At 44.9% G+C, this 12,851-nt stretch carries 9 protein-coding genes; 4 read left to right on the forward strand and 5 right to left on the reverse strand.

All coding sequences use genetic code 11. From position 1 onward, the window contains the following. Window positions 1-67 precede the first annotated feature (67 nt). The 5 genes from BIZ39_RS08400 to BIZ39_RS08420 all read right to left on the reverse strand — a co-directional run bounded on the left by BIZ39_RS08400 (window position 68) and on the right by BIZ39_RS08420 (window position 9,361). Window positions 68-3,247 (reverse strand): efflux RND transporter permease subunit, encoded by a 3,180-nt coding sequence (locus BIZ39_RS08400; protein ID WP_187446799.1) that lies wholly within the window; start codon window positions 3,245-3,247, stop codon window positions 68-70. Further along, window positions 3,244-6,627, reverse strand: coding sequence for an efflux RND transporter permease subunit (locus BIZ39_RS08405; protein ID WP_187446800.1), 3,384 nt, complete (start codon window positions 6,625-6,627; stop codon window positions 3,244-3,246). Before BIZ39_RS08405 ends, BIZ39_RS08400 begins: the two co-directional genes overlap by 4 nt. Window positions 6,628-6,652: 25 nt before the next feature. Next, on the reverse strand, window positions 6,653-7,786 hold the full coding sequence (locus BIZ39_RS08410) for an efflux RND transporter periplasmic adaptor subunit (protein WP_039225481.1): 1,134 nt from the start codon (window positions 7,784-7,786) through the stop codon (window positions 6,653-6,655). Between the two features lie 213 nt (window positions 7,787-7,999). After that, window positions 8,000-8,392 (reverse strand): OsmC family protein, encoded by a 393-nt coding sequence (locus BIZ39_RS08415; RefSeq protein ID WP_014949747.1) that lies wholly within the window; start codon window positions 8,390-8,392, stop codon window positions 8,000-8,002. A gap of 84 nt (window positions 8,393-8,476) precedes the next feature. Further along, window positions 8,477-9,361 (reverse strand): S1 RNA-binding domain-containing protein, encoded by an 885-nt coding sequence (locus tag BIZ39_RS08420; protein ID WP_049587278.1) that lies wholly within the window; start codon window positions 9,359-9,361, stop codon window positions 8,477-8,479. A gap of 65 nt (window positions 9,362-9,426) precedes the next feature. On the opposite strand from BIZ39_RS08420, the gene BIZ39_RS08425 reads away from it, so the two are divergent. The 4 genes from BIZ39_RS08425 (at window position 9,427) to BIZ39_RS08440 (ending at window position 12,847) form a co-directional block, all read left to right on the forward strand. Further along, window positions 9,427-10,164: a 5-oxoprolinase subunit PxpA gene (locus BIZ39_RS08425; RefSeq protein ID WP_049587280.1), complete on the forward strand. Its 738-nt coding sequence runs from the start codon at window positions 9,427-9,429 to the stop codon at window positions 10,162-10,164. Window positions 10,165-10,299: 135 nt separating this feature from the next. Continuing rightward, entirely contained in the window at window positions 10,300-11,040 is a 741-nt protein-coding gene (locus BIZ39_RS08430) for a 5-oxoprolinase subunit B family protein (protein WP_049587281.1), read from the forward strand. Beyond that, window positions 11,037-11,984: a biotin-dependent carboxyltransferase family protein gene (locus BIZ39_RS08435; protein ID WP_187446801.1), complete on the forward strand. Its 948-nt coding sequence runs from the start codon at window positions 11,037-11,039 to the stop codon at window positions 11,982-11,984. The genes BIZ39_RS08430 and BIZ39_RS08435 overlap by 4 nt, the downstream gene beginning before the upstream one ends. After that, complete coding sequence (locus tag BIZ39_RS08440; protein WP_014949742.1) at window positions 11,981-12,847, forward strand: D-amino acid aminotransferase; 867 nt, start codon at window positions 11,981-11,983, stop codon at window positions 12,845-12,847. The genes BIZ39_RS08435 and BIZ39_RS08440 overlap by 4 nt, the downstream gene beginning before the upstream one ends. Window positions 12,848-12,851 lie beyond the last annotated feature (4 nt).

Consider the following 12,851-nt stretch of genomic DNA (forward strand, 5'->3'; position numbering starts at 1 on the left):
ATCACGTTGACGTAAATGGTGAAAACTAGACCCGCTTTTTGTCTTATTTTTTGCTTTAAAATGCGCCTTAATTAGCGATTTTAATATACGTGGCTACACGCGCTTTACTGGTTTTAAACAAACGTTGCGTTTTAAACCTAAGCTTTAGTAGCAACACGTAAGCAAGTGGTACTAAGAACAAGCTGGTTAGCGTTGAGAATACTAGCCCACCAATGATTGCAATGGCCATTGGTGAGTAGGGAGGACCGTCGCCACCAATTCGAGTACTCCCCATCGCAAGTGGAATAAGCCCTAGAACTGTAGTGGCTACTGTCATCAGAATAGGCCTGATACGTGTCATACATCCTTCAATCACTGCGTCATACAGCGACAAGCCTTCATTAATTAGCTGATTAATTCTGTCTACCAATACGATGCCATTGTTAACCACAATACCCATCAGAATCAGCATGCCAATCATCCCCATGATAGACATAGATGTGCCTGTAACCATGAATGCCCAAAAAACACCTGTGAAGGAAAACAGTAGTGACGTAATTACAGATGTTGGAAGAATTAGCGATTCAAACAGCGCGGCCATCACAACGTATATCATGCAAAGCGCTAATAGCATATTCATTTGCATTACGGCATTGGCTTCATCCTGGCGAGAGAAGCTGCCGTCTAGCGTCCACTTATAGCCTGTCGGCAATTCGATATTAGCTAATGCTTTTTCTATGCGCTCACGAGCTTGTTCGGTGGTGGTTTCACCCTCTAAGTTTGCACCAATAGCTAGCGCGGTTTGACGATAGTTGCGGTTAATTTGCGAAAGCTGTGGCACCACAGAGAAATCTGCAATCATGTTCAGCGTTACCGATTGACCCTGCGTAAACCCAATATTGATGTTCTTAAGTTCGCTTAGCGAGGCTTGAATATCGCTGCCAAACTTAAGCTGCACCGCCACTTCTCCGGCGTCACCATAGCGGAATGTACGTAAATTACTTCCGCGTAGTGCCGTAGAGATAAGTTTAGCCACATCGTTTACTTGTATGCCGAAGCGGTTTGCTTTCTCTCTGTCTATGCGTATTTGAACCTCATCGCGGGTAGATCCCGTGTCGGCTTTTACATCTTCCAACCCATCTATGGTGGAAAGAATAGGAATGATTTGCTCTGAAATAGTGAGCAAGGTTTCTGAAGATTCCCCCAACAGCGTTACTCTTACGCCACCACCGTTGCCGCTATCCCACTGGAAAGAGGGGCGAGCACGCACAAATGAAGGCATGTTTTCACGAATATCCTCCTTAATTTTACCCACACTTACGGGCAATTCATCATTAAGCGTGATACCACTTACCGCATGGCCAGCAGTAAAATAGGTATATACCTGCTTAATGTGAAAGCGTTCTTGGTTTTCATAAAGATAAGCTTCCATTTTATTTACGGTTTTTTCCACTTCATCCAAGGTGAAGTTTTGCGTCACATGGTAATTAAGCCAAATGCGCTCTTGGTTGTCGTTACCCTCATCGTCAGACGTAACCACCTGCATAGGTACAAAGGTCGACGCGAGAATAAGCAGAGCAATAACACAAGTTACGCCCTGGTGTTTCAACATCCAGTTAAGCGCACGACCATAGCCTTTTATGTAGGACGGTGTTTTAGGCGTTTTTACAACAGGGATCTTTACCTTAGTTGTCAGCAAGGGAATAAGTGTTTTAGCAATGAAAAGCGACGCGAACAGAGATATACAGATAGCCACAGCAACGTGCTCTAGGAAAATAGTCACGTCTATTTTTACCCCAATAATATTAGGTAAAAACACTATTGCCGTGGTTGCAGTTCCGGCAATGACTGCAAGACTGACTTTGTTTACACCAATCTGGGTGGCTCGCTTAATGTCTCCCTCTTGTTGGCGTTCTTGAAATACGCTTTCAGTGATCACAACGGCGTTGTCTACCAGCATACCTACCGCTAGCATGAGGCCCATTAACGATAAGATGTTGAGTGTATAACCTAATAGATACATCACACCTAAGGTAATACAAATTGAGAATGGTACAGAAAGCACCACGATTAAGGTGGTGGTAAGCTGGCGCAAGAATAAGTACAGCACAATAACTGAAAGTAACGCACCTAAAAGGCCAGCGTTTAGCAAATCGCTCAGCGACGAAGTTACGCTTTTCGCGGTGTCGTCCATTACAAATAAACTAATGCCTGTAAACTCAGGGTCTTCCTTGGCTTTTTCGATAACTTTCATTACCGCGTCGGAAACTTCTACAAGATTGCTGCCCGATTCGCGAAATACGTTAAAGCCTACCGCAAAGGTGCGATCTAAATGACGTCCTTCGTTGCGTTGAGGGAGCTCGTAAGTCACGCTGGCAATATCAGACAAGCGAACGCTGCGAGTAACCCACATATTTTTAAAATCGTTTACATCGGTAAATTCGCCAGTTGGGTTAACCAGAATTTTTTCACCGTTATTGTACATGTAGCCCGCGGTTAGCGAGAAGTTTGCGTTTAGAAGCTGCTGCTCTAAGCGTGTACCGTCTATTTGGTAGGCCGCCATTTTCTTAGGATCTAAGCGAATAGTAATTTGACGCTTCATGGTGCCGTATAGCTCAACTTTCGATACACCCGGAACGCGCTCTAGCGGTCGCTTAAGGTTACGCTCAAGCAAGTCGTAAGCATTCGATAAGTCGCGGTCGCTCGATACACGCAGCTGGAATATAGGCATATCGTTGGTGTTAAATTTATACACCATGATCCGCTCTATATCGTCAGGAAGTTCGTGGCGAATAGCGTCAATCTTCTCCCGCGCTTCAATACTTTTGGCTTTAAGGTTTTCATCCCAGTCGAACTCTACAATGACCTCAGCCATATTGTCGTACGACCGTGCCCTTAATCGCTTTATCCCCGACATGGTAGCAACAGCTTCTTCAACCGGACGGGTTATCATCGTTTCAATCTCAACAGGCGTTGCATCAGGGTAGGGGATCTGCACTACCATTTCTGGAATATCAATCCCAGGGAACTTTTCCAAGGGTAATAAGCGGCCAGATACAATGCCGAACAGCAACATAGACAAAAACAGCATTCCGATGGTAACGGGCTTATTTAATGCAAAGCGTGCAAGCGAGGCGCCTATACCTGCAATTTTTGAAAGGTGCGGCTGTGAAGCTATGTCTGTCTCGCGTTGATTCGGGTCACGTGTTTGGCGCTTGTCAGTGTGGGTTTCAGAACTGTTATTAGCGTTGTGAGAAGGTGTACTCATAGTACACCTCCTTTCGACATTGCTCCTTCGTCACCAAAGCCCGCATTAGTATTAACAGACGTTTTCTGCGCAACGTTTTTCTTAACGTCGAACAGGCTGTAAAGCACTGGCAGTAATATGAGGGTGAGCAAGCTTGCAAACAGAAGGCCGTATATAACGGTGATGGCCATTGGCGTGCGAATTTCAGCACCTTCACCAAAACCAAACGCCATAGGCAATAGACCCAACACCGTAGTAAGTGTAGTCATCACAATGGGGCGCAGGCGGGTCTTTGCAGCATCTAGAATAGCGGTGTCTTTATCTACTCCTTGACGGCGTAATTGATTTATACGGTCAACTAATACAATAGCGTTGTTCACTACAATACCGCACAGCATAATCAAACCTATAAATACCACCACGTTTAGCGGCGTATTGGTAAGCCACAATCCATACACAGAACCTGCGCCGGCTAGCGGCACTGCGAACAAAATAAGCAGAGGGTGCAGCAGCGACTCAAACTGAGACGCCATAACCAAATACACCATAAACACGGCAAGTGCTAGGGCAAACTGTAGCGAACGGAAGCTGCTTTGCATGTCTTCACTTTGTCCAGTTACTGTTGCACTTAAAGATAGAGGAAGTTGGGTTTCATCAATGACTTTATTAGCAACGGCAACCGCTTCATCAAGCTTACCTTTGGCTAAATTCGCAGATACCAGCGCTACACGCTGCTGTCCAACGCGGGTGATCTCGCTAGGACCTACACTCATGTAAACGTCTGCCACGGCACTTAATGGAATAGGTTGTGCAGAGCCTGGATTAACAACAATGGCACGCACGCTGGCGATGTCATCTCGCTGGTTTTCTTGCGTTCTTACTAGCACATCCACCTTTCTGTCTTCAACACTGTACTGTGTAGCGACACGGCCACCTACTTTGGCTGCAATAAGCTGAGAAACGGTTGATGCATCAAGCTCAAGGCGAGCAAGTTTGGCGTGATGGAAGGCTATTTTAAGCTCTGGGTTTCCGTCACTAATGCTGGTCGTTACGTCTGCAAAATTACTAAAACTGGCTAGCTTGGTCGCAATGGCGTCGCCATACTGCTGTAACTGATTTAGGTCGTAACCCGCAATTTCAATTTGAATAGGCGATGCAAAGCTAAATAGCTCAGGCTCTGAAAACGTTGCCTGAACCTGAGGTTTAAAGGCTAGGTAATCACGAAGGGCACGCTTTACCGCGTCCATATCGCCAGCTGTCGCCGAAGGCTGCATGACAATGTTTAAGCGGCCCCAATGATCGCCACCCTGATTAGGCGCAGCGCTTATAAGGCTTCCCGTACCAGACATGGCATAGGTGCGAAGCACCATGGTTTCGCCGCCATCATTGTTATTTACTGCAACCGCAGCAAGCTCGCTGATAATAGCGTCGGTACGCGCCAGTGGCGAGCCCGCAGGAAGGGTCACTTCTACCGAAAATTCTCCTTGTGACAGGGTAGGAATAAGTTCCATACCTAGTTTTGGTACAAGCATTATCGCGCCAGCAGCAAGAATAAAGGCAGTAGCTAACACCAGCGCTTTGGCTTTAAGACTTACGCGCAGCAGTTTTTCATAAGCAGAAGCGAGAAGGTCAAACCCTTTGTTAAATACCCAGATAAGTGGTTTAAACGCAACGCTTAATAATTTGCTGACTATATGCCATGCACCTATCACCAAGGTGACCAAGGCTGCAGGTAAAAATACAAAGATAAGTCTGAATACCCAACGAACTGGCAGGGTAACGTAATACATAACTTTGCCAAACGTCGACGTAGGAGGGGTAGGCGCTGGTGAAGTAAACACATCTTCGTGGTCTAGCTGTTGCTTTTTCTTCTTATGTGCCATCGCAGGGATAAGTGTGAGTGCAACAACAAGCGATGCAGCTAAAGCGAACGACACGGTTAACGCTTGATCTTTAAACAGCTGACCTGCAATACCTTCTACAAATATTAGCGGCACAAACACGGCCATAGTGGTCAGTGTCGAAGCCACAATTGCGCCAGAGACTTCTTTTGTTCCTTCGCTAGCGGCAGATGCTTCAGTGCCTGTGGCTTCTGCCGTCGTTTTTTCATTAGCTGTAGCGTTATTAGTCCCAGCCACTTTTAATTTTTTATGGCGATCGATATTTTCAAGCACAACAATGCTGTTATCTACTAATAATCCAACAGCCAGAGCGATACCACCTAAGCTCATCATGTTTAAGCTTATGTCGTTGGCATACATTAGATTAAAGGTGGCAATTACTGATACCGGAATAGAAACCGAGATAATAACGGTAGCCCAGAAGTCTTTAAGAAAAAGGTACAGCACCAACATGGCTAAAATACCGCCCATCACTGCCGCTGATTTTACGTTATCTATAGCTTGCTTAATGAACACGCTTTGGTCATAAATTTCGCTAAGCGTGTAGTTAGAAGGCAAGTTGTTGTTGACCTCATTTAACCGGCTAGCCACTTTTTGCGCAACGTTAACCGCATTAGCATCGCCTTCTTTATAAATGGCAATTTCAATGCCTTCATTGCCGTTAAAGCGCGTTACCACATCACGATCTTTATAAGCACTCTCAACCGTTGCCACGTCTTTAAGTTGAATGTTTCTGCCTTCAAAACGCCCAATGAAAAGGTTTTCGATATCGCTCAGTGTTTCAAACTGATTGAGGGTTCTGACCAAAAACGCTTGGGCTGCGTTATCAATTCGACCGCCGGCCGCGTTAATGTTTTCGGCACTGACCCGGTCAATAATTCGGGTAATGGGAATAGACAGCTGACTGGCTTTCTGCTGGTCGATAAGAATGTGTATCTCGTTTTCTAAACCACCGCCAACGCGCACGGCTGCCACACCTTCTACCGACTCTAAAGCTCGTTTTACCTGTTGTTCGGCATATAAACGTAATCGCTTCATTTGCGCTACGCTTAAACTTGACGTATCGCTTTGTGCCGTCAGCCCCAGTTTAATTACTGGGTCTAAACTTGGGTTAAAACGAAGGAGCCTTGGCTTTTCTATATCAAGGGGAAGTTGTAATACATCAAGTTTCTCGCGCACTTCTAAGCTCGCGAAATCCATGTCAGTACCCCATGCAAATGAAAGCACTACGTCAGACTGGCCTGCACGCGATGTTGACGTGACCTTACGTACACCTTTCACTACACCAATGGCTTCTTCAATGGGTTTTGAAACCAGTTGTTCGACTTCGCCTGGCGCTGCACCGTCGTAGTCAGTACGAATGGTGAGAGTAGGGTAAGATAAGTCAGGCAGTAGGTTAACCGACAGTCTGCCAAACGACACCATACCAAATAGCAATACCGCAAAAGTGAACATACTAACGGCAACAGGGCGCTTTACAGCAATATCTACAATACGCATTGTGTGATTTCCTTGTTGGGCCGAATTAGCTGTTAACTACTTCAACAGGGGCGCTGTCTTTCAAGTTTTGGTGGCCTGCGGTAACCACTTCTTCATTACCGTTTAAACCATTAATAACTTCAACGACTTCGTTGTTTTCAAAACCTGTAGAAATATCAACTTTTTTAACTTTGCCGTTGTCGACAACGAATACACTATGATTATTATCGATGGTAACTAGCGCTCTACGAGGCAACAACGTGGCGTTAGCATGTGTTGCGTACTCAAGTGACACATCGGTAAACATGCCGGCTTTAAGTTTGTTATCTTCGTTAGGTACTTTTAACGTTACTTTGAACGTGCCGGTGGTCGCATCGATGACCGGGCTTATACGTTCAACACTCGCGGTGATACTTCTGTCGCCTAAAGCCGCCACGGTAAGCATTGCACCTTGTCCAATCACTACGTTAGGTAGCTCATTTTCAGGCAGATACACAATGCCTTGAAGATTACGTTGCTGAACGATATGGAACATTCTCTCCCGTTGGAACGATTCAGTCAGGTTACCTACTTTTGCGTTTCGCTCTGCAATGTATCCATCAATTGGGGCTGTGATAGTGGCTTCTTTCAAATCAAGTTCAGCCAAGCGTACAGATGCTTTTGCTGATTCAAATTGCGAAGTGAGCTTGTCGTAAGTGTCATCGCTGATAAGCTTTTTAGAATAGACTTTGTTGACCTTTTCTAGTTCGCTTTCAATACCAGCTAAATCAGCCAAAGCTTTTGATAAGTTCAGCTCGTAGCGGCGTTTATCAAGCTGTGCCAGTACCTGGCCTTTTTCAACATAATCACCTTCTTCTACGAAGATTTCTTCGATAATTCCAGATGCTCGCGCAACCACAAATGCTTCTTCACGGGCTTCTAAAATAGCGGTTGTGTCGTAAGTGGACGTAATGTCTCCAGTAACAATGGTTTGGGTTTCAACGGGAATAGCAAAAACGGTTTCTTCAACTTCGGTGGCGTTGGCTTGGTCATTAATGGCATCAGCATCAGAACATGCTGTCATCGAGAGAGAGAGGGCAACAATACCGCTTCCAACAAGTAATTTGAGTGATGTTGGCGAAAACGGTAATAAAGAATGTGATGGTGAAAAAGAGGTGTTGCTGTGCGTTGTAGTTTCCATGGTCAATAACCCTAACGTAGTTGTTGTTATATAATAATGACCATATACAGCAGCTAATATGCCAAAGATGTTAACTAATGTTAATTGTTAATAATATCAATCACTTATGAGTGTAACAAACAGTTTCAACGAAAAAGCCAACCCAAGTGGTTGGCCTTTTCTACTAATGCCTAGCGAGAATCGCTAAAAAGAGGCTGGTTCTACTATAGTTTATTAAACCAAAGTATAGCTTGTAGTGATCTCAACATTACCCGTTAGCATTAACATGACGGAACAGTATTTTTCTGCAGAAAGCTGCACAGCGCGAGCAAGGGCCTTTTCACTAATGCCTTCACCTGACACCGTGTAATGCGCGTGAATTTTAGTAAATACACGAGGCGGCTCTTCAGCGCGTTCAGCTTCTAATTCACAGTTGCAGGCTTCAATGTTAAAGCGCCCTTTTTTAAGAATGTCTACCACGTCAATACTTGAGCATGCACCAACTGCCAACAGCACTGACTCCATCGGAGATACAGCCTTACCGCTGCCGTCCATCACCGTTTTGTAACCGCTGTCTGTAGTTCCTGTAAAAGTTAAATCTTGATCCCAAGAAACACGTGCTTTCATTGTTTGTCCTAATGTCATAAAAATAAAAAAGGAAGCTGCAAGACAGGCCAGTTTAGCGCTTCAATGCAGCTGTGACATGTGCGTTTATTTGTTAAGGCGAACAGCATCTGGGCTAAGCGTGATTTTCTTTTGCTTATATAACGCCCCTAACGCTTTTTTATACGCCGCTTTACTCACGTTAAAATGAGAGTAAATGGCTTCTGGCGCACTCTTATCTGTTAGCGTAGAAATCCCACCATGAGCTTCTAAGTCATCCAAAATGGCTTGTTGAAGTGCATCACGGCCACCTTTGTCTATGCGCTGAAGGGCTACATCCACCTTGCCATCGTCACGAATTGTTTTAATTACCCCTTCAGTAGCTTGCCCGACTTTAAGTGGCTTAAAGGCATCGCTATGGAAAATAAGACCTAAGCTTTTTTCATTGATAACGACCTTAAAACCTAAATCAGTTTTGGCATAAACCAAGCATTGCACTGTGTCGCCCTCGTTGAGATAGGCACTACTTTCCTTTAGAAAATAGTGAAGCTTGGTAGCACCTAAAATACGCTGGGTTTTATCATCAAAAAAGGTGTGAACAACATAGTACATACCTGGATTGACAGGTTGGGCCTGGTAGTCGTTGGGCATTAAAAGGTCGTTGTCTAAACCCCAGTCGAAAAATGCACCAAAGTTAGTGGCAGATACCGCTTTAAGTACCTTAGTTTCACCAACTTGAATCAAAGGTTTTTTGATAGTGGCATAAAGATCGCCGCGCTGATCTGTGGCTACAAATACGTCTATCTGTTGTCCTTCTGCGAGGGAAGTTTCTACTTCGTCAATCGCAAGGGTCACAGTTTGCAGCTCTTCAGCATCATCTATTTCTATTACGCAGTCGTTTTCGTCGTTGTTTTCGACAAGTGGCGCTAAAGCGTAGCCAAAAGGGTATTGGGCTACGACGCGTAATGTATTAATTTTTCCAATATTTATCATCAGCACTGACTTTTTAAAAAGAACAGGTAACATGATACTGGAATGAACGTAAGAGCTAAACCATTATGAAGTTAAATTGCGATTTAGGTGAGAGTTTTGGCGCATGGTCTATGCCGGTGGAAGCGGCCATTATGGCAGAAATTGATCAGGCCAACATTGCATGTGGTTTTCATGCGGGTGATCCGTTAGTCATGAAGCAGGCTATTCTGTCAGCTAAACAACATGACGTGGTCATAGGTGCCCATCCAGCCTATCCAGACTTACAGGGATTTGGTCGCAGAAGTATGGCGATTGCTGCTGATGAACTCAGCGCTATGATTCAATATCAAGTAAGTGCATTGAGTGGAATGGCAAAGGTTTGTGGGGCCAACGTGAGCTATGTGAAACCTCATGGCGCCCTTTACAATGACATGATGAAAGATACAGCTGTCATGCGCACAGTAATGCAAAGCATAGCCGAAATAAATATGCAGTCGTTAAATTCGCCCCTCGCACTAATGGTACAGGCTACGTCGCAAAATGCAGCGATTAAAGAAGCTGCGCAAGAGTGGGGGCTGCCGTTGTATTTTGAAGCATTTTCAGACAGGCGTTATACCGATGAAGGTTTACTGCAATCTCGCTTGATCGAAGGTGCCGTGTTAAGCGAGAGCGACGCATTGCTTCAAGCTAAACAACTTATATCATCGGGAACAGTAACGACAGCCTCGGGAGCAACACTTGCAATAGAAGCGGATTCTCTGTGTGTACATGGTGATACTAAAGGGGCGGTGAATATTGCAAAGAAAATCAGAACATTTCTATAAACCTGCCTCATAAAAAACACATTTTACAAGAACAATACAAGAGGCTGTTACCCATTGTTGTGCTGAGAGTGGTATATCTAAAACTAAGTACTCAGAACCAAGCACTGACAGCCGTTTAAATAACAAGGACAGTAGATGCAAGCTTTCGGTCGCATTAAGCGAATAGTTACAGCAAGTGCAGACGCCATTATTTTGTACTTTGATGGCGCAAACCTGGACGACGCGAATAATGCCTGTCATCACATGCTGGCAGCGATAGATAGCAAAAAGGGAAGCGATTCGTGGGCTTGGCTGCGTGAGTGTGTGCCTTCTTATGACAGCCTGTTAATTATTTTTGATATGGCATTAATTGATAGCCACGGTGTATACCGTGCCATAAGTAATCTAAGCGCTGAAGACATGAGCCTGCAATCATTCTCTTTGCAAGCAAAAGAGAATGAAAGTAGCGCCGTGATTGAAATTCCTGTTTGGTACGGTGCGCCTAATGCAAGTGATTTAAGTGTAGTGAGTAAGAAAACGTCACTGTCTATTGAAGAGATTATCGAATTGCACACTAGCACGACTTATAAAGTATACGCAGTGGGTTTTTCTCCGGGCTTTGCCTACATGGGTGATATTCCAGAAGCGCTCAAATGTGCGCGACTAGGCACACCGCGCAAACGCGTACCTAAAGGTGCGGTTGCAATCGCTGACAGGCAAACTGCCGTTTACCCCAGTGAATCACCAGGAGGATGGAATTTATTGGGGCTTACGGCATTCGACATGCTCATTCACAGCGAAGAGCAAAGTGAAGCGCGGTTAAAAGCAGGTGATGTCGTTAAGTTCGTTTCGGTTACTGAACAGGAATATATAGCAGGATTGCAGGTTGAACGATGAAAATTGAAGTACTCAATAAGGGACTGTATAGCCTTATTATTGATAACGGGCGAGTAGGGCGGCAACGGGATGGATTTTGTGAATCAGGCCCTATGGATAGTAACGCCTATGATTGGGCCAATTTTCTCGCCTTCAATTTAGACGGTACGCCATGCTTCGAAGCGATTGGTGAAGTGCGATTACGGGTTGATGAAGATTGTATTATTGCTGTGACTGGCAGGGAGCCCTCACTCGATGTAGATGGAAACGCTAAAGCAACATACCAGAGTCAACACGTACCAGCAGGCGCAACTATTACGTTTGGCAGCGCTCTACTTGGTAGCAAAGCCTATTTGGCAATAGGTGGAAATTGGCATGTGCCAAAAGCGGTAGGGAGTGCATGTACGGTAGTACGCGAACAACTTGGTGGGTTGGATGGTAAGGGATGCACGTTAAAAGATGGCGATTGCATCGACATTTCAGCTAACAGCAGAATTAAAAGCACCGCTAGAATACGCACTCTCTCGCGGCAGCACATAGACAACTATGGTTTTTTAGAGTCTATTCGGGTTATTCCTGGGTATCAGTTTTCGAGTTTTAGCGCTGTTGCTTTACGCACGTTTGAAACAAGCAGCTATACGGTTTCATCGGCTATCGATCGCATGGGCTTTAGGTTGACCGGTGAATCAGTTACAGCCGATATAGAAAACATGCGCTCAGAGGCAATTCATTTAGGTGCAATTCAAGTTCCCGGCGACGGGCAGCCTATTGTAATGATGCGCGACAGACAAACATTAGGGGGTTATCCAAAACTTGGCTGTGTAAGCCCCTGTGATATAAGTCGCTTGGCCCAAGCCGTGCCAGGCGAAAAAGTGAATTTTGTTTTTCAACATGAAGAAGAAGCAAGGGCAGACTGGCTACTGATGACAAGTAGGCGTCGCCGACTACAAGGAGAAATATTGTGACGATTGCGTTTTTAAACGGTGAGTATATGCCTCTTTCTGAGGCTAAAATTTCTCCGATGGACAGAGGCTTCCTTTTTGGTGATGGTATTTATGAAGTCATTCCAACGTATTCTGGTAGCGCAGTAGGCTTCAAGGGGCACACTTCGCGTATGGCGCAAGGCCTTAAAGCTATTGAAATCGCTAACCCTTATTCAGCAGAAGAATGGCAAGACATTTTGACCAGCTTGGTCGAAAAAAACAAAGCATTTATAGAAAGCGGAAACATTGGTGTTTATTTCCACGTAAGCCGTGGCACCGATACAAAACGTTTTCATGCATACCCTAAGAATATAGCACCTACGGTATTCGGGTTTGCTTTTGAAATAGCGCCACCACAGCCCACAGCAAAATCTGAAGCAAGGCCTTTCAAAGTTGCGCTTCAACAGGATAAAAGGTGGCAACGCTGCCATATCAAATCCACATCCTTGTTAGGCAATGTAATGCACTATCAAGCAGGTGTTGACGCAGGCGTTAACGAAACTATTTTGTACAACAGCGAAGGTATGATAACCGAGGCAAGTTCATGCAACGTGTTTATGGTGAAAGACGGATGTATATCTACGCCCCCCTTAAACCATGAACTTCTTCCCGGTATTACTCGCGCCATTGCAATTGAAGCATTTAAACAGGCAGGCCTGGTTGTTACAGAAACTTGGTTTAGCAAAGATGAGTTGCTGGAGGCAGATGAAGTATGGTTAACCTCTTCAAGCAAAGAAGTTGCCCCGGTAGTTGAAGTAGACGGAAAACCTATTGGCACAGGGGAAGTGGGTGACGTGTGGGAGAAAGCAATTAAGGCTTACCACGCATATAAGTTTAAAGCGTAACGAA

It is taken from the genome of Alteromonas sp. BZK5 (assembly GCF_014349115.1).
GTDB classification, from domain to species: Bacteria; Pseudomonadota; Gammaproteobacteria; order Enterobacterales; family Alteromonadaceae; genus Alteromonas; species Alteromonas macleodii.